At 61.1% G+C, this 18,401-nt stretch carries 12 protein-coding genes; 8 read left to right on the forward strand and 4 right to left on the reverse strand.

Annotated elements, in window-relative coordinates; genetic code table 11:
• The gene (locus tag A4R29_RS30820) at nt 1–423 is read right to left on the reverse strand and encodes a DUF6484 domain-containing protein (protein WP_063173923.1); all 423 of its coding nucleotides are present in this window, start codon (nt 421–423) and stop codon (nt 1–3) included.
• Between the two features lie 10 nt (nt 424–433).
• Nucleotides 434–2,761 carry a type VI secretion system Vgr family protein gene (locus A4R29_RS30825; protein ID WP_063173924.1) on the reverse strand — a complete coding sequence of 776 codons (2,328 nt, stop codon included), beginning with the start codon at nt 2,759–2,761 and terminating at the stop codon, nt 434–436.
• A 365-nt stretch (nt 2,762–3,126) separates the two neighbouring features.
• On the opposite strand from A4R29_RS30825, the gene tagH reads away from it, so the two are divergent.
• From tagH to A4R29_RS30860, 7 genes are all read left to right on the forward strand, one after another.
• Nucleotides 3,127–4,167 carry a type VI secretion system-associated FHA domain protein TagH gene (tagH, locus tag A4R29_RS30830; protein ID WP_027163195.1) on the forward strand — a complete coding sequence of 347 codons (1,041 nt, stop codon included), beginning with the start codon at nt 3,127–3,129 and terminating at the stop codon, nt 4,165–4,167.
• A 292-nt stretch (nt 4,168–4,459) separates the two neighbouring features.
• Nucleotides 4,460–5,956, forward strand: a complete 1,497-nt coding sequence (gene tssL, locus A4R29_RS30835; RefSeq protein WP_063173925.1) for a type VI secretion system protein TssL, long form — start codon at nt 4,460–4,462, stop codon at nt 5,954–5,956.
• A gap of 19 nt (nt 5,957–5,975) precedes the next feature.
• Complete coding sequence (tssM, locus tag A4R29_RS30840) at nt 5,976–9,539, forward strand: type VI secretion system membrane subunit TssM (RefSeq protein ID WP_063173926.1); 3,564 nt, start codon at nt 5,976–5,978, stop codon at nt 9,537–9,539.
• Between the two features lie 166 nt (nt 9,540–9,705).
• Complete coding sequence (locus A4R29_RS30845; protein ID WP_013525286.1) at nt 9,706–10,479, forward strand: PP2C family protein-serine/threonine phosphatase; 774 nt, start codon at nt 9,706–9,708, stop codon at nt 10,477–10,479.
• Nucleotides 10,480–10,484: 5 nt separating this feature from the next.
• Nucleotides 10,485–12,893, forward strand: coding sequence for a serine/threonine-protein kinase (locus tag A4R29_RS30850; protein WP_063173927.1), 2,409 nt, complete (start codon nt 10,485–10,487; stop codon nt 12,891–12,893).
• An 84-nt stretch (nt 12,894–12,977) separates the two neighbouring features.
• Nucleotides 12,978–13,388 carry a DUF1036 domain-containing protein gene (locus tag A4R29_RS30855; protein ID WP_024504491.1) on the forward strand — a complete coding sequence of 137 codons (411 nt, stop codon included), beginning with the start codon at nt 12,978–12,980 and terminating at the stop codon, nt 13,386–13,388.
• Nucleotides 13,385–15,715, forward strand: a complete 2,331-nt coding sequence (locus A4R29_RS30860) for a M23 family metallopeptidase (protein WP_063173928.1) — start codon at nt 13,385–13,387, stop codon at nt 15,713–15,715. Before A4R29_RS30855 ends, A4R29_RS30860 begins: the two co-directional genes overlap by 4 nt.
• A 101-nt stretch (nt 15,716–15,816) precedes the next feature.
• Here the strand turns inward: A4R29_RS30860 and A4R29_RS30865 are convergent, their stop codons facing one another.
• Nucleotides 15,817–16,347, reverse strand: a complete 531-nt coding sequence (locus A4R29_RS30865; protein WP_013525282.1) for an OmpA family protein — start codon at nt 16,345–16,347, stop codon at nt 15,817–15,819.
• A 148-nt stretch (nt 16,348–16,495) separates the two neighbouring features.
• Between A4R29_RS30865 and A4R29_RS30870 the strand changes: the two genes are divergently transcribed.
• A complete protein-coding gene (locus tag A4R29_RS30870; RefSeq protein WP_244507016.1) occupies nt 16,496–17,107 on the forward strand; it encodes a DUF6931 family protein in 612 nt (203 codons plus the stop codon).
• A gap of 45 nt (nt 17,108–17,152) precedes the next feature.
• Here A4R29_RS30870 and A4R29_RS30875 read toward each other — a convergent pair whose 3' ends face one another.
• Nucleotides 17,153–18,394: a caspase family protein gene (locus A4R29_RS30875; protein ID WP_224673649.1), complete on the reverse strand. Its 1,242-nt coding sequence runs from the start codon at nt 18,392–18,394 to the stop codon at nt 17,153–17,155.
• Nucleotides 18,395–18,401: the final 7 nt, after the last annotated feature.

Raw genomic sequence — 18,401 nt, forward strand, 5'->3', positions numbered from 1 at the left:
TCAATTGAGATGCACGGCCCCGCCGCGGATACGGTTGGTCCCGCTGGCCTGGCTCGTCAACTGGCTGCCGCGAATGGTCACGCGGCCATTCTTTTCTAGAATGATCGACGCCAGGCCGCAGCGCAGTTCTATGCGCTCGTCTCCGGTGATGACGACACGGTCGCCTTCGCGAGCGACTTTCAACCCCCTGTTCTTGTGCGCCGGATCGACGATGCGTCCAACGACCAGCGGCCGCGTGGGATCACCCTCCTCGAACAGAAGGGCCAGTTCTGAACCGATCGCCGAAATGTCCAGTTCAGTCAGGCTGCGCGCCGCAATCGCCGTCTCGCGCGGATTGCCAACGAAGACGACAAGCGGCGCCCCGCCCTCGAAACCAATCAGCAGGCCGATCACTACGCCATCGATACGATCCAGCACTGCCATGATGACGCCCTCAGTTGTTGTTGATGGTGCTTCCCTTGACGATCACGTCGCCGTCCGCCTTGACGGTAATCTTGCCGCTGCCCTTGAGCGTTATGTCCTTGCCGTCGGCAACAATGGTGCCGTCCTTTTTCATTGTGATCGACGCCGAGCCGCATCTGAGTGTGATCGAGTCACCCGCCTCGATTACCAGGTTCTTGCCGACCTTGATCGAGCTGTCGTCCGCAATCTGGATTCCGCTGCCCTTGCCGACCTTGAGCGCGTGCCCGCCTCCGACATCGGTTGCGTCGTCAGCGCCGATTTTTGCCGACCTGCCTTTGCCGATTTGCGACGACTGCGCGCCGCCGATGGTGAAACTCTGGTCCGCGCCGATTTTCACGCTCTGCGCGGCGGCGATTGTCCAATTGTCCGCCGCTCCGATGGTGTGAGTCTGTCCGGCCCCCACCGTCATCGAGCGCGATGCGCCGATCTCATTCGTCTGGACGGCGCCAACGCTTCGGGTTTCCGCTGCGCCCACTGAATCCACTCGCGCCGCGCCCACGGTAATCGTCTGGATCAACCCGACGGTCTGCGTGTGATTGGACCCGATCGTCTCCATCGAGTTCGCCCCGACGCCGATCGTCTCGTTCGAGCCAACCGTCAGCGAGCGGTTGACGCCCACCGTCTCGGTATCGTTCTTGCCGATGTTGGTGGTCTGGTCGACGCGGACCTTGACCGTCTTGTTGTTGCCGACGTCCTCGTCGAGGTTGTGGCCGACGGAGTGCTTGGCGTCGTGGTCGATGCGGTCGGACTGGTCGTGCTGCACCAGCTTGGTGCGGTCGTGCTTGACCAGAAGGTTATGGTCCTTCTGCGCCTGGAAATTGACCAGTTCGGAGCCGGCCTTGTCCTCGAACATCAGCTCGTTATAGCCGCCACCGCCTTTGGAGGAGTCGGACTTCCAGCCCGATTGCGTGGCGCTGCCCGGCAGCCCGTAGGGCGGCATCTGCGAGGCGTTGTAGACCCGGCCGGTGATGATCGGCAGGTCCGGGTCGCCTTCGATGAAGTCGACGATCACCTCCTGGCCGATGCGCGGGATCTGGATGAAGCCCCAGCCGCTGCCGGCCCAGGTCTGCGACACTCGCACGAAACAGGAGCTGTTCTGGTCGTTCTTGCCCAGACGGTCCCAATGGAACTGCACCTTCACCCGCGCATATTTGTCGGTGAATATTTCTTCGCCGGACGGGCCGACCACCGTCGCCGTCTGCGGCCCGCGCATGATCGGCCGTGGCGTGATCCGTGGTGGACGATAGGGCAAGGCGGTCGGCGCCAGGCCGAGGATCACCTTGAAGTTCTCGCTGTCGACGTCAGCATGGGCTCTGTAGCCTGGATCAAACAGTCTGTATTCGGCGCTGACCACCAGATACTCCTGATTCTGGTCCTCGCGCGGAAAGCTATCCAGCTTGAACGTGCAGCCCGAATAGAGGCCGCGCACGGTGCCGACGGCGGCGATGCGCTGGTGGACGGCCTGGATTTCCTCACGCCGGATCGCGGCCAGGCTGTCTCCCCGGCCCGTTTCGAGATGCGCGCCGGGCTGGCGGTAGTTCTCGCCCGCTGCCTCCTTGTGGCTGAACGGCTGGGCCGACTTGGCCATGAGATCGGCGCCCGGCTTCGTGAAATCATAGTCGGTGTGGGCATACGCGCCTGGGCGCACCGAACTGCCCGGTATCCATTCAGTGATGTATTCGACATCGCGCCGCGAACCCTGACCTTCAAAGTTATAGAGCACTTTCTCGTAGCCCGGCGCAGGCTTCAGCTTGCTCATCGCATCGGCCAGGACAAGCGTGTGCTTGCCGTCATCATGCTCGAAGAAATACAGGATGCCTTCATGCTCCAGCAGCCGCTGCACGAAATCCAGATCGGGTTCGTCGTACTGCACGCAATATTCGCGCGGGGGATAGGACCCTTGCAGGCGCAGATCGAATTCCGCGATACCGTATTTCTTGAAGATGTCCTTGACGATGTCGAGGACGCTCTTGTTCTGGAAAATACGGCAATCGGTGGTGTTGCCGAGAAACCAGAGCCACGGCCTGATGACCGCCTCATAGTAGGCCAGCCGATCTTCCAGCCGGGTGAGCCGGAACTCGGAGACGATGCCGCTGAACCAGCGTTTCGGATCAGATTCAGCTTCGATCGAGAGCGGCCCGCCCAGCATCTTCAACGGATCGATATCGGAGTCGGTGCTCACGAATCCGACCGTATAGGCAAAACAACGGCTGATCTCATCGCGTCCGACAAGATGCGTGAAGGTCAACAGCTCGGAGCCAACCGGTGTGCGGACAACGGTGGCACGTTCATTGGGCATGGGTCGAGCCCCCTCCTGGACGCGGCCGCCAATGTGATGGATTTGAAGTTCCCGCTATATTAACAGCATTCCGTTCAGGAACTTCTTAAATCCGCCACGCCAGGCCATGTTGAGCCTACCACATGTTTTCCTACTGGCCAAAGAGGACATGGGGCGACAGAAACCCAAACCGTATCGCGGTTGGTCGGATTCACGCGCTGCACCTTCAGGTCTTGTTTCATGCAATGTCGTTTTCTCAAACGGAGGGCACTTTTGGGCGACATGCATTAACCAGCCGGTTCATCGGCTTGAAACGCTTCTGTCCTGTTTTACCCGCAAGCTGCTAGAATGGCGGAGTACCGATCAACGATCGACGGCGATCTCGGATGCACATCAGTCTGGAAATCAACAATGTCGACGCCTTGCCCGCTGGTACCTCGACCAGCTACGCGGCGCGCGATCGCGGCTTCGAAATCGGACGCGATGCTTGCGACTGGACCTTGCCGGATCCCGACAAGTTCATCTCGGGCCGCCACTGCGAGGTTCGCTACGAGGCGGGCGCGTTCTGGCTGCACGACATCTCGCGCAATGGGACTTTCATCAACGGATCGAGCCAGCGCATGACCGGGCCACACCGGCTTGGCCATGGCGACCGGATACTGATCGGCCGTTATGTCATCTTGGTATCGATCGACGAAGAGCGCGCCACGGCGGGCTACCCCAGCTACAAATCCGAGCAGCGAGACATGCCGCCCGCGACAGGCCGACCGCTGGAATTCAAAGATGCACCTTTCTTCGATCCCGCGCAGCAACGGCCCGGGCAGCGCATTCCGCCACACTCCCCACCCCTGCCTTCGACCAGAGACGAGGTCTTGCGGGAGATCGCGATCGGAGCCGGCATTTCGCCGGAATTGCTTCAATTACGCGACCCGCATGAAGTTGCCGCCGAAATCGGCGCGGTCCTGCGGGCGGTGGTCGAGGAACTGACGTTGCTGCTGAAAGCACGTGCGGCCGCGAAAATGCTGGCCAAGAGCACACAACGAACGATGATCAGCGCCGCCGACAACAATCCGCTGAAGTTCGTTCCAGGAACCGACGAAATCCTCGAAATCATGTTCGCCCGTCGCAGGGCCGGCTATCTTGATGCCAGGCGCAGTATCGAGGACGCATTCCGCGATCTGAAGACGCACGAATTCGCCACCTATGCCGCCATGCAAGCTGCGCTCTCCCGACTGCTTGACGACCTGTCGCCCGAGGCGATCGGCAGGAAACTCCCGCCTACGTCGTTCACATCGAAGAAGGGGCAGGCCTGGGACGCCTATGTCGCGACATGGCGGACCATGGAGGAGGCACATGAAAACGGCATGCTGGACATCTACCTGGCGTATTTCAGCGAGGCCTACGCCAAAGCCGACAAGCAAAAATAGGCGATCCAGGAAACGCCTGGCAGGCCAATCAGAAAAGTCCTCCGACGCCCGGCATCCGGTTCCAATAAACAATTTCTGAGATTACAATCGCGTACGACAGTTCGCCAAGCGGGTAAGACTCATTGACCTGGGGGTCTGCGGCAATGTCATGCTACGGCGGGACAGGATTTTCTGGCCAATCCTTCTGCGGACACTGCCGCGGCCGACCGGAGCTGCCCCTTTACCCGACCAGAAACCGTCTTGCGCCTGTCTCGCCCAATCGCGGGTATCCCGCCTGCACGGGTGATCGGCGATGAGCTCGAAGGACGACCCCTTCGGTCCGGCGGGCAAGACCGTCATTCGCGCAAATCCACGGCGCACGCAAAAACCGCCGCCGGTTCCGGAGCAATCCATCGCGGACACCTCCAGGATCGAGGATTCAACCGTGTTCGATCCTGGCGTCGTGCGGCCACCGGGCTGGGTATCAGGAACCGTCATCTATCAAGGCCCGGCCCTGGGTGCCCCAGCAGGTACCAGCTCTTCGGCCGCCGCATCAAAGCCGCCCATCGAGCAGCGCATGCTGCTCGGCGCCGCCGAGGTGGTCAGATACTGCGCGGCAAACACTATTCTCGCTGCGGCCGCTCCTTTGCTGATGCTGTTTGGGCAACTCAGGCTGATGCCTGTCGAAAGACAGGCGGAGCCACTGGCGCAACATGTCGCGGAGGCCATCGAAAAATTCGACCGGACGGTGGAGAAATCGGACGTTGCCGAAGAGGATGCGCGGATTGCGCGTTATGTTCTGTGCGAAACAGCCGACGATCTTATCGGCAACCTGCCTTGGCCTGGGAAAGACGACTGGTCGCAACGCAGCATGTCGTGGCAGTTCTTTCATACCCAGTCCTCCGGCACAGGCTTCTACGAAGCACTGAACAAGATCCTGGCCCATCCCGAGACACATTACGATCTGCTCGAACTGATGCATGTCTGTCTGTCGCTGGGGTTCGAGGGCCAGTATCGCGGCGTGAGGCGCGAAGACAACAATCTCGAGCGCGTTCGACGCGACGTCTACGAGACGCTTCGCTACTTCAGGACGCGTGCGGGTGAAGACATCTCGCCGCGCTGGCAGGGCTTGGCCGAGACGATGGCGCAGTCCTCGGCCCGCCTGCCGCTTTGGGTGGTTGCCGCGTCAGCGTCGGCGCTGCTGGCGGCAGCGTTCTTCGCATTGCGGGTCTTCATCTCCAATGAAGGCGACGCCGCCGCAGGTGAATTGCTGGCACTCAACCCATCAATACCCGTCGCTATCGAGCGCGCCAGCGTGGCGCCGCTGGTCGAGCCAGCCAAAGTCGCCCCACCGGCGGCCAACGCTCAGATCAATCGTATTCGTGCGGCGCTGGCCAAGGACGTCGAAGGCGGCGGACTGGCCATTGGCACCAAGGGCGACTTCATCGTCGTGGAAATCAACAATCTGCTGCTGTTCCAGTCCGGCAGGGCCGAGACGAAGCCGGAATTTCAGCCCATCGCCGCCGACATCGCCGCGGCTCTTGAGCACGAGCCTGGACCGATCCGGATCGTCGGCCACACGGATAATGTCAAACCGCGTCGGTCGAGCGCCTTCAAATCCAACTTCGACCTTTCGCTGGCCCGGGCCAAAGCCGTCGAAGCCCTGATGGCCGCGAAATTCAGCGATCCCTCGCGACTGACGGTGGACGGCAAGGGCGAGGACGAACCGATCGCCGAAAACGCGACGCCGGAAGGCCGCGCCAGGAACCGCCGTGTCGATGTGATGATCCCCAGGGAGGAGACATTGTGACGACCTGCTGGAAGCATCCATGACGCGTTGGCTGCTGCGGATATTCAGCATGACCGCGCTGATCGGCTTCGCGACCGCCATATGGTTTGCCGGCCCCTTGATCCGCTTTGCCGATAGCCGGCCGCTCGGGCCTGCCTGGCTGCGTGCAACGATCATCGGTGTAATCGTGGCGACGCTGGCGCTTGTTCACGGGCTTCGTTTCTGGCAGGCGAGGAAGGCGCAAAAAGCGCTCGAAACCGTCGTTGCGCACAATGATGACCGCGATGATGACGATGGGCGGCTGCTCGAAGCCCGCATGAATGAGGCCTTGGCGGCGCTCAAAGGGTCGAGCGGCAAGCGCAACTTCCTCTACGACGTCCCCTGGTACGTCGTCATAGGCCCGCCGGGTGCCGGCAAGACAACGGCACTGGTCAATTCGGGGCTGAATTTTCCGCTTGCCGGTTCAGGAGACGCCCAACCGGTGGCCGGCATTGGCGGAACACGTGCCTGCGACTGGTGGTTTACCGACCAGGCCGTGTTGATCGACACCGCAGGTCGCTACACGACGCAGGATTCCAATGCTGAGAGCGACAAGAAGAGCTGGCTCTCCTTCCTGTCACTGCTCAAGAAGCACCGCGCCCGGCAACCGATAAACGGCGTCATCCTGGCCATCAGCCTTGCCGATCTGATGAGCTTCGACGACCGGCAGCTAGATACCCACGTCGCCGAGATACGCAACCGGCTGAGGGAAATCCACGAGACGCTGAAAGTTCAGTTTCCAGTCTATCTGATTTTCACCAAGGCCGATCTTGTCTCCGGTTTCCTGGACTACTTCGGCGGTTTCGACGAGTCACGAAGGCGCAAGGTGTGGGGCGCGACATTCCAGACCGCGGAGCGCGACAGGAACATGGCCGCTGGAGCCCCTGCCGAATTCGATGCGCTGGCAAAACGACTGGCCGACGAGATGGCCGACCGCCTCCAGGAAGAGGCTGATCCCGTCACGCGCATCTCCATCTTCGGTTTTCCGGCACAGTTCGGCGCACTAAAGGGCCGAGTTACCAGCTTTGTCGCCGCTCTGTTCGATCCCGGACGCAGCCAGGTGAATGTCAGCCTGCGTGGATTGTATTTTTCGTCCGGCACGCAAGAGGGCACGCCTATCGATCAGGTGCTGGGCGCGATCGGCCGCAATTTCGGCGGCAATTCCCGCCCTCACCTTTCTGGAACCGGCAAAAGCTTCTTTTTGCATGATCTGCTGACGGACGTCATTTTTGCCGAATCGGGCTGGGTTTCGTATGACAAATCGGCTGCAAGGCGTGCGGCGATCGTCAGATTTGGTGGCCTGGGTGCCATAACGCTGATCGCCGCCGCCGCACTGGGTACGCTCGCCCTGAGCTTTGCTTCCAACCGGTCGCTGATCGCCTCCACAACGCTGGCCATGGGCCAGTATCGCGAGACGGCGGCCCCGTTGCTCCAGGCCAGCACGGTCACCGATGTCGACCTTGAAAACGTCATCGGCCCGCTTGACCAGTTGCGCGATCTGCCGGCCGGGTATGAAACCGGTGACTTGCCGACACCGTTAGAGGAGACGTTCGGCCTCAGCCAGAGGGAGAGACTTCTTTCGGCATCCAAAACAGCCTATCGGCAGGCGCTGGAGCGACTGCTCCGATCGCGCCTGTTGATCCAGGCCGAGCGGACGATCCAGGCCAAGATGGCCGATCCCGTCGCACTCTACGAACCGTTGAAAATCTATCTGATGCTTGGCGGCAAGGCACCGAAGGTCGATGACGCTTTGATCGTTTCGTGGATGAAGCGGGACTGGGAGCAGAACCGATATCCGGGCGAAAACAATCGCGAAGGACGCGAGCAGCTCGAAAAGCACCTGCGCGCCATGCTTGCATTGGACGACGCCTATGATCCGGTCTTCGAACTCAACCAGCCGCTTGTCGAAGCCGCTCAACGTTCACTCGGGCGTATGAGCCTTGCCGATCGCGCTTCGGCCTTGATCAAGTCGGCTATATACGCAGCGGTGCTGGACGATTTTTCACTGTCTCAGAAAGGCGGGCCGGAAGCGCAGCTGCTGTTCGAGCGCATCGATGGCGGCGATCTGTCAGGGCTTCGTATTCCCGGCATCTATACTCATTCCGGCTTCAACACCTTCTATCTCCGGCAACTGTCGCGCATTGCGCAGATGCTTGTCGACGAGCAGTGGGTTCTCGGGGGCGGCGGCGAACAAGGCGACATCAACCAGCAATTGCTCAAGCTCGGCCCCGAACTTCTTGATCGCTACGGCAAGGAGTTCGCGGCCGCGTGGAACGGCGTTCTCGGCCAGTTGAAATTCAAGGCGATGCTGACGGACAAGCCGCACTACATCGCGCTTTCGGCCGCTGCCTCCCCAAGCTCACCGATGAATCAGCTCTTTGCGGCAATCGCCGATGAAACAGCTCTGACGCGGGACTCAGGTGACGGCCCCGATCCCGGCACCGAGATCGAAGGCACGGTCCAGAACCCGCCGCGCAACCCCGCGGATCTGGCCAAGGGCCTGGCCCGCATCGGCATAACAATCGCCAGCGGCAAATCGCAAAGCCGCGCCGGCACCGGGGCCGCCGACGCACGGAACTTCAGTCCAGGAGCAAACATCGAAGCGCAATTCAGACCATTCCAGGCCCTGGTGAACGGCCCTGCCGGACATCGCCCGATCGATGCTCTGACCCAAAACTTCAGCGATATCTATCAGAGCCTGCAACTGGCGGCCGAAGTTCCTTCGCAGACGGAACGCGTCAATTCGAACCTGCAGCTGCAGATAGCCACGCTTCGCGCCAATGTCTCGCGCCTGCCCAAGCAACTCGGCCGGATGGTCAACGCGACGGCGGATGAGTTCGAAGGCAACGTTGCCGAAACCTCGGTGACCAACTTAAATCAGATACTTGACCAGACGGTCACAGCCCCTTGTGAAGCCGCAATCAGCGGCCGTTATCCCTTCGCCCGCGACGCCACCGAGGATGTTGCGATGGCAGATTTCGCCAAATTGTTCGCCCCTGGCGGCTTGCTGGACCGGTTCTTCGCACAAAATCTAGCATCGCTGATCGACATGACCAGCCAGGACTGGACTTGGAAACAGGATGCGCGCTTTGGACGCGACCTGTCGAAATCGACCCTGAAAGACTTCCAGCTTGCGGCGGAAATCCGCAGCGCCTTCTTCCCATCGGGCGGTTCGTTGCCTTCGGTCAGCATCACTTTCACACCGTTCTCACTGAATGGCGATGTCGATACGGCGATACTCGACGCCGAAGGCCAGATCGTCTGGAGCAATCAGACGGGCAACGCGCCGAGCGCGGTCACCTGGCCGGGCGAGGCAGCTTCCGCGTCCGCCAGCCTAAGCTTGACGCCGGAGATGCCAGGCCGCGAATCCGCCATCAAGTTCGAAGGGCCCTGGGCGCTGAAACGACTTCTGGACAAGGCTGCCGTCACCGGCGACGACAGCAACATGCAAGCGCGCTTCGTGATCGGCGGACGCGACGTTACTTATGCTCTCCAGACAGGCTCAGGCTCCAACCCCTTCTTCCTCCCGGCCCTGTCCGGATTCAGCTGTCCCAAGGCGTTTTGAACAGGGTTCATCTGCTGAACATGGCGTCGGTCCGCTGACCACGGCGTTCAAAGCCTGGTTTTCCTTAGTTTTCGATACTTTAATGTTCGAGCCTGTGGCAAAGTGGCGCCAGCGAGCGTCCAAAGGTGCGCCGCAGAAGGACGCTTGAAAAGCGCTTGGTGGCAAATTGAATACTGTCGCCCTTTCCGTTGAGAGCTTCGGCGTGAGCCACAAAGGCTGTGTCCGTGAGCTCAATGAAGACAGCTATCTGGTCGAGCCACAAACTGGCGTCTGGGTGGTAGCCGACGGAATGGGTGGACATGACGCCGGAGAGGTCGCTTCCGCCAGTATCGTCGATCATCTGTCAACAATCGGCATTGCGAGCTCAGCTCCCGATCTTCGCGCCCGCTTCGAGGACAGGCTGGGCCGGGCCAATGCCGAGATCCGAGGCATATCTGAATCCCGCGGCATAACCATCGGTTCCACCGTTGCCGCCCTGCTGGCGATGGACGGGCGGTTTGCCTGCCTGTGGGCGGGTGACAGCCGCGTCTATCTTGTCCGCAACGCCTCGATCTCGCAGATCTCGAGAGACCACACCGAAGTTCAGGAGCTCATCGACCGCGGTATCATCAGCGCAGCCGAAGCACGCACGTGGCCGCGCCGCAATGTCATCACGCAAGCGATCGGCGTCAGCGACGAGATTGTCATCGATTTCCAGCAGGGAGAAATCATGCCGGGGGATATTTTTGTGTTGAGCACGGATGGTCTGACGGCGCATGTCACCGACGCCGAGATCGAGGCGGCGACGGTGTCGGCGACACCTCAGGCAGCCTGCGAGAACCTGCTCGACATGGTGCTGGCGCGCGGCGCAACGGATAACGTCACGATCGTCCTCGTAAAGATAGGACACGAGCGCGATGGCCAATTGCCTCCTCCATATCTGCATAGAGCGAAGGCCTGAGGTTGATGGGCTCCGACGACAAGACGCGCATATCGGGGGGCATGGCCAACACCGTCGTAGGCACGCAACTCAGCGGCATCTACGAGCTCGACGAACGCATCGCATTCGGTGGCATGGGCGAGGTTTACCGTGGTCATAATATCCAGACCGGTGACCATGTCGCGATCAAGATCGTCTTGCCCGAGTTCGCCCGTGACCAGACGATCTTGTCGCTGTTTCGCAAGGAGGCATTGATCCTCAATCACCTGTCGCATGACGCGGTCGTGCGCTACCACGTCTTCACGATCGATCCCGGGATCGGCCGTCCCTACCTTGCCATGGAATTCGTCGACGGTGAGTCGCTGTTCGACATCATGCGGCGTGGCGCGATGCCGGCGGCTGATGTGCGCAAGCTCTGCCACCGCCTCGCCTCCGGCCTGAGCGCCGTGCACCAGGCGGGAGCAATACACCGCGACCTCTCGCCCGATAACATCATCTTGCCGGGAGGCCGGGTCGACCGCGCGAAGATCATAGATTTCGGTATCGCCCGGTCGGCGAGTGTCGGCGGTGAGACCCTGATCGGCGGAAAGTTTGCGGGAAAATACAACTATGTTTCACCCGAACAGCTCGGGCTCTACAGCGGCGATGTCAGTGAGCAATCCGATATCTACAGCCTGGGGCTGGTGCTGGTTGCCGCCTTGCGCGGCAAGCCAATCGATATGAGCGGATCGCAATTCGAGGTCATCGAAAAGCGCCGGACCGTGCCTGATCTCACCGACATCGACGATGATTTTCGTGACATCGTTGAACCCATGCTGCAACCGGATCCGCAGGACCGACCGGTTAGCATGGCGGAAATCGCCAGGATGACGCGTGACGAAAACGAGGAGACAACCCCGCCGGCGTCCATCACACCCCGCGATCGGTCGGCTTTGCCGCGAACCTTTGCATCCGGCAGCAAAACCCAGGCACGATCACAGAATGTTGAGAGGCACGACGACGCAGCCGCAGCGGGCCCAGGCGGACAGCCCTTCGTAGAGCACGTGCGGCCCGCGCATTTGTTCGAACGGCCGCCTCCGGCGCCGATGCCGCGCGAGGCCACGGCGCGTTTGCCTGGAAGGTCCACAAAGACCCGAACCCTGGCGATCGCTGGCTTGGCGATGCTGGCCGTGGCCTCCGGCGCGGGCCTTTACCTGGGCGGCTTCATGACGCCTGCCACACCGACTGCCGGCAAGACATCGCTTTTGCCACCGGAGCCGTCCAAGCTCCCGCCCGGCCTGTCAAAGCCGCCCCTGGCGGACTCTGCCGCCCCTGAGCCGGCAAAGGCAGTTTCGCCCGTGCAGGCCAGCGGACAGGCGGCTGAAAATCCGGCAGATACGTTGGGGGTTCAAAAGCCGGAGCCAACCAAGCCCGCCGAAGTCCCCTCGCAGAACGACGTCGTCGCGAAGCCACCCGCAACGGACGCCAGGCCGCCACCCGAAAAGGCATCGCCGCCAATCCAGCCGGATACGATGACCAGCGACAGTCAAACGTTGGCCGCTTCCAGTGAGACAACCGCCCCGACGCCGCCGGTAGAGAAAGCCTCGACGCTGCCGCCCGCTGAGCCCAAGGTTGGCGAGAGCCAAAAGCCCGAACCGCAGGCCAGCAAGCCGGCGGCACCCGCAACGCGGGAGCCCAATCCCACTGCGGCCCCGCCGGCTGTCGCGAACGCCGAGAGCCCTGCCTTGCCGACAAGCAACCAGCCGGACCAACCTGCTGTCGCGTTGAACGTGCCCAAACCAGAGATTCCCCCGGCCGTCGACGACATCGCCCAACGGGTGTCATGGGTTCGCGACTTCGGCGGCGGCGACTGTTTCTATGCGACGATGACCTCAGCAACCGACAAGGCTGCCGCGATCGAAGGCTTTGGAACATCGGTCCAGCCATTCGAAGGCATGCTGGCCGAGTTCCAGGCCAAATTCCATGTCGAGCCGGACATCAGCGTCCGGCTCATTGAACCAAGCCAATGCGAAGTCACCAATTTTCTGCGCTTTATCGGGCAGACCGCATCAGACAAGCCGCAGCTTGTTCTCGATCGGACATCGGTGCCAAACGGTACGCCGATCAGCGGAACGCTGGTGACGCGTGGCGGGCTCAGGTCCAGCGTGCTGTTGATCGACCATAAAGGCATGGTGTTCAATCTCGACGACCGCATCGTCGTAGAACCCGGCAAGGCTACTTTCAGCATCCCGATTGGTCTCGGGGCCGCCGACAAAGCCGCCGGAAAGGCGGTGCCGCAGATCATAATGGTGATCACGGGCCCTCAGGACATCCAGGCAGCCGCGTTCTCCACGCCCATGCCAGCCTCGGTGCTGCTCCCCAAGATTCTCGAAGAAATCGAGACCGACGGGTCTCAATTCTCGGCCACCGCCCAGTATTTCCGGCTCGGCGGATAGCATGGGCGCCCGATGCAACTCAGCCGCTCTGACCCGCCGATAAAGCAGTTTGATCCGGTTCGGGCCCCTGCCCTGCGTGGCAGCATGAGGCTTGCGGTCATGGGGGGGGCGGCCCTGTTGGCCGTGCTGTCATCCAGCGAAGCGCGCGCCGAGTTCACGGTCTGCAATCAGACTCTGGATGTCGTCAATCTCGCCGTCGGCCAGAAGGTCGACAATGCGGACCAGACCGATGGCTGGTGGACCATCGGCGCCAATCAATGCGTAAACGTCATTCGTGAGGAACTCACGAACCGCTACATCTACATCTACGCAACGGACGTGTTTGGTCATGCGATCCTCACAGGATCGACCGAAATGTGCATTGAGCGGCGACGTTTTTCGATACGCGGCATCGACGAGTGCTGGCAGCGCGGCCATATCGCGGCACAATTTCTTGAAGTCGATACCCTCGAACAGGCGCGGTGGACGTTCTTCCTTACGGGAAGCAATCCGTGACGCACGGTATCGACACGAGCTTCAGGCAGAAAAAGCAGGCGCGCGCGGCCCTTCGCAGGCGCACGCTTCGGCGCAGGCTTGTTGCCGGTCTCGCGGTGGCTGTGCTGCTCTCTATCGCCGCCGGTTTCTACCTCACCGCCGAGTATTGGTCGTTCGGAGACGAAGACGAGGAGTTGCATGCGGTCGAAGGGGCGGACGATATGCCGGCGGACGCATCCGTGTATGTGCCAGCCATTATCGATCTGGCGGGGGACCCGATGTGGATCACGCTGGCGCCCGATGCCAGCGCCGCAACCAAAGGCCGGACAATGCCGCGCCCGGCGGAACTCAACCAGGCCGGCGTTTCTCCACAGATCGAAATCCTGTCTGACGTCATGCTTAGCGCGAGCGAAAAATTCATGACAACGATACCGTCGACGCAAGAGGATTTTGCATTCTTCCAGGCGCAACGAAAGACTGCTGCCCCACCATCCGGTGATCTGCAGAATGATCTTGAGCCATCGCCGATAGAGGGGGAACCAGCCGCAGCGCCCGACCAAAGGGCGGACGCCGATGATCCCGAAGCCGGCTGGGGCGAGACCATCGATGCGGGCGATGCAGCCCTTCCCGCATTCCAGAAGACGCAGATCGAAAACAACACGAGTGTCGCAACCGTCTCGAATGAGTATCAGCGGTTCGAGGCGACCGAAGACACGTTCGTGAAAATCCTCAACGACCGCTCTTTGGACAGCGTCGCGCTCGATGCGCATTTCTCCGCAGAGGACGCCAAGCTGGCAGGGCAAGCGCTGAAGGCGCTTTTCAACCGCGACGGCCTGGAACCGGGCTATGTCATCGCCATGCGTGGTTTCAGGCCGAGGCGCGAGAGGACGACCATGTCGCTGATGCAGGTGTCCATCTACGCCAAGAACGTCTTTGTCGGCACGCTGACACGCAATGCGGCGGGCGCATTCGTATCGGGTGTCGATCCCTGGGTCCGTGAAGATCTGTTCAACTATTCGGGCGCACAGGGGGAAGGCACGCACAAGCGGCAGTATCGCCTGCTCGACGCGATCTACTCGACGGCGGCTCGCAACAGTGTTCCAACCGGCGTGATCGGCGAAGCGATCATGTACCTATCGCGAGGGCAGGATCTGGACGCCTTCGCCAGCGAGGACCAGCGCCTTGTGCTGATCTACTCGCAAACGCCGCGCGGCAAGGGCGAGACTGACGGGCGTGTGCTGTATGTCGGCGTGCAGGGCACCGAAAAGAGCCTCGACTGTTTCGTCTTCCAGCTGAGCGAGGGCCAGTTTGCGTGCGTTACCGGTGACGATCAGGTCCGCTCGCTGACGGTCACCAACGGCATGGTCACGCCCGTCAACGGGGTGATGACATCCACCTTCGGGCCACGCAAGCATCCAATTCTCGGCACCGTTCGCATCCACAAGGGCGTCGACTGGGCGGCTCCCGTTGGCACGCCGATCGCAGCCGCCTTCGATGGTGAGATCACCTTCCAGGGCGATGGCGGCAGCTATGGCAATCTGGTGAAGATCTCGCACCCAAACGGGCGCGAGACGCGCTATGCGCATATGTTGAGATTTGCAATCGGGACCGGTGTCGGAACCAGGGTGAAAGCCGGCGATGTGATCGGCTATATCGGCACCACCGGCCTTTCGACCGGGCCCCACCTGCATTTCGAACTCTACCAGAATGGCGCAGCGATCGACCCACTCGGCACGGTCACCGCGGTCGCTTCCGACGATTCCGCGGTCGAGACGCTCACCGACCGTATCGTTCATGTCGAAAGCGGCGGCAGCGCTCGCGCCAAGAACCCAAATTCCTCAGCAACCGGTGCAGGGCAATTCATAAGCAAGACCTGGATCAGGATGATGAACACCTACCGCCCGGAACTTGCGCGCACGCTGTCGACAGCCGACCTGCTCGCACTGCGCTACGACGCCACGATCTCGCGTGAGATGGTTCGCAACCTGGCTCGCGAAGGCGAGGCCTATCTTCGGGAGCGTGGTCACCAGATTACGGCGGGCAGACTCTATCTCTGTCATTTCCTGGGAATGGAAGGCGCGCACCAGGTGCTGTCGGCCACAGGTTCGGCGCAACTGAGCGCCGTGCTGGGGTCGGCCGTCATCCAGGCCAACCCGTTTCTCACCGGCAAGACCGCCAGCTACGTCGTGGACTGGGCCGAAAGGAAAATGGGCCAGAAGCTGGGCCGCATGGCCACTGGCGCCGCCCAGCAGACAACGACCACGGAGGTCCGCCAGACGTCACCGGAGTTTGAAAAATACAAGCAGGCCGTCACCGCCGTCATAAGCTCAATTCAGAATACGCTTTGAACCACGCTCGCGCTGCTCTATCAGATGCTCACCCCTGTCCAAGTTCCATCGGGTAGAACAATCTTCGCCCCATCCCCAGGCTGCGGCGCAGCTTTGCGTGGCTATTGTGTCTTTATCCGCATTTCCACGCGGCGATTGAGCGGATCGTATGGGTTGGAACTGCGCGGGTTCTTTTCACCCATGCCGACCGCGTTGATGCGATCAGGCTCGATGCCGCTGGCCGTGAGGAAGGCGGCTACCGATTTCGCTCGTCGTTGCGACAGGCCTTCGTTGTGGTGCACCGTGCCGGTGGCATCGGTATAGCCTTCGACGACGAAGCTGAACGTGCTCAGCCGGTTGTCCTTCAGGGCTTTGGCGAACTCGTCGAGTTCAGCGCGCGCGGTGGCGTCAAGTTCGGCCGAATCCAAGCCGAAATTGATCAGCATGTCGAGGCCGGTTTTCACTGCCGACGCGTCATTGGACTTGCTTTTGCACTCCTCCGCGGAGCCAACACAAATCCCGCGGGACTTGCCGAGATCGGCCGCACCAGCAAAAAACTTCACGATGTCTTCCGATTTCTGAACGGGGTCGGCGGAAGCGTGGGTCGAGAAAAGCACGACCGCCAACACAAAAGCTGAACTGCTCCACTGCATAGCGGCTCCTCCTGGTTGAGTATTCCGATTTTCGATGTTGGGATCATAGCAAATTCGCAGGCAATTGTCTGTCTGCAATCGCCGGGGGCGTGACAGTTGTTGCCGCGTCACCGGTTGAGACTTGACCCGCGCCGCGCCTAAGGCTTGAGTGGCCAAGCTTCTCGATGAAAGCGTGGCGGTCATGGCCAATGGGCTCCGGTTCAAAACGGCAAGGGATCTTTTCGCGGCGTGTCCTGCTATTGCGCGGGACATGAGGAGCCTTCCAACCGACCAGCGCTCGATCGAGTTTTGCCGCGACCTTCTCGCAGGGCGCGTTCCCGAGGAAGCGGTTACATTTTGTGCCTACCTGCTTCCCGAGCGAGCCGCGGTCTGGTGGGCCCATGAATGCCTGAGCCACCTGGCCGACCTGTTGGATGAGACCGATCATCAGTTGCTCCCGCTGGTCCACAACTGGGTGGGCGAACCGGACAGTCTCCGCCACCAGGCGGCGCTCAGCACAGCCGGCGCGACGCCGCCAACAACGCCGGTCGGCTGGATTGCTCTGGCCGCGGGATGGCGTGACAATGGTTCGGCCAGGGCCGCGACGATGGCACCGGCGTTGCTGCCGTTTCCAGCCGCCCACGCAATCAATGCCGGGATTCTGGCCGGACTGGCGCGTGTCGCACTGGCTGACCGGTTCGCCGTTCTTTCGGCATTTGTCGAAATGGGCATCCAGATGGCTGAGATCGAGGCCCTGAGCCAAGCAGCGGATGCGGATTAGAGCATTCGCCCGGCAGAAACCGATGGATGCCGTCATCATCCTGGCTTACTTACAGCCACCTTGCGCCCATTTTGCGAGCGCCACCTTGAAGCGCGTTCCAAGCGGATGTTGAAGCCGTAAGACAGACACGTCGTTGGCGGCGAAATTTTTCGACTGTTCACACAGCCGGGCCTCGTTCCATTCATGGCAACCGTCGCAGTGCTTTCCTTCCCATACCGACTTGTCGAGCCCCTCCACAGGACTGAAGCGTGGCTTGCCCTTGATCAGCTCCGCAATGCTCTTGCCGTCGATTTCCGGATCGCCGAAATCGACAGGATGGTCAAAAAAGATAGGCTCGTCGGAGGCAAGCCTTGGGATTTTCTGACGAAGCATATCGAGCGAAAGTTGGGCGTCGTCGGCGCCCGACGGGTTTGCCGCAACGTTTCGCCCATCCGAACCGGCTTCCGATTTCTGAGTGGTCGCCTCGCCGACGATCAGCGGTGCGTTGAGGTCGATCTTGTGCAGGACGACCTCAGTGGTCAGCGAGACATTGCTCCAGGGGCGCTGTTTGCCGGCGGTTACCTTGAAGACATCGGCGGTAACGCGGTTCATGGCTTCGGTGATGGAAACGTTTGTTTCGCCCATATGCGCCAGCAGCGCCGAAGCGAACGGCGAATGTTGGCCCGACCCGTCAAAGGCGACCTGATTGGGACTGGTGGCGAACGCGACAAGCGTGCCGGCGCCACCATTCTCGATGGGAATTTCGGCAAGGCCGCTTCTTGCTCCCTTCACGCCGGCGGTCTTTGCCAGCACTTCGGCAAGCGGATTGTCACGGCAAGCGTCGAGAAAAATCAGCCTTATGCTGGTCTCGCGCGACATTTGCCGCAGAACGAAGTCCACGGGCACCGCCTCGAAATCGAGCGAAGTCTCGTCCTCGAGTGCTGCGTCGACCGGAAGAAGGTAGTTGCTGCCTGAAACCTGCAACCCGTGGCCGGCGTAGAAAAAAAGGGCGATATCGGCGCCGCGCACCTGCTTTGCGAATTGCGCAATCGTCGTCTGGGTCTGCAATTTGGTCAGATCGAAGCCGGAAACGACTTCAAAGTCCAGATTCTCGAGGCGTTCGGCCATGGCGTGGGCGTCGCGTACCGGATTGGTCAGCGCCGGCGCATGCTCATATTGGGAGTTGCCAAGGACCAACGCAACACGGCGTTCAGCACTGGCGGCCGACAAAGTCAAAAGCAGTGCCAGCGCTACAAGCGCAATGGCGCCCACAAGTCCACCGCAATGGCCGATACGATCAAAACCCACCCGGGAC

This window comes from Mesorhizobium ciceri biovar biserrulae (genome assembly GCF_001618845.1).
GTDB classification, from domain to species: Bacteria; Pseudomonadota; Alphaproteobacteria; order Rhizobiales; family Rhizobiaceae; genus Mesorhizobium; species Mesorhizobium ciceri.

What these genes read in the sequence shown, in the direction of transcription:
- A4R29_RS30820 (WP_063173923.1), bottom strand. Translation starts at nt 423, where the DNA reads ATGGCAGTGCTGGATCGTATCGATGGCGTAGTGATCGGCCTGCTGATT.
- A4R29_RS30825 (WP_063173924.1), bottom strand. Translation starts at nt 2,761, where the DNA reads ATGCCCAATGAACGTGCCACCGTTGTCCGCACACCGGTTGGCTCCGAG.
- tagH (WP_027163195.1), top strand. Translation starts at nt 3,127, where the DNA reads ATGCACATCAGTCTGGAAATCAACAATGTCGACGCCTTGCCCGCTGGT.
- tssL (WP_063173925.1), top strand. Translation starts at nt 4,460, where the DNA reads ATGAGCTCGAAGGACGACCCCTTCGGTCCGGCGGGCAAGACCGTCATT.
- tssM (WP_063173926.1), top strand. Translation starts at nt 5,976, where the DNA reads ATGACGCGTTGGCTGCTGCGGATATTCAGCATGACCGCGCTGATCGGC.
- A4R29_RS30850 (WP_063173927.1), top strand. Translation starts at nt 10,485, where the DNA reads ATGGGCTCCGACGACAAGACGCGCATATCGGGGGGCATGGCCAACACC.
- A4R29_RS30855 (WP_024504491.1), top strand. Translation starts at nt 12,978, where the DNA reads ATGAGGCTTGCGGTCATGGGGGGGGCGGCCCTGTTGGCCGTGCTGTCA.
- A4R29_RS30865 (WP_013525282.1), bottom strand. Translation starts at nt 16,347, where the DNA reads ATGCAGTGGAGCAGTTCAGCTTTTGTGTTGGCGGTCGTGCTTTTCTCG.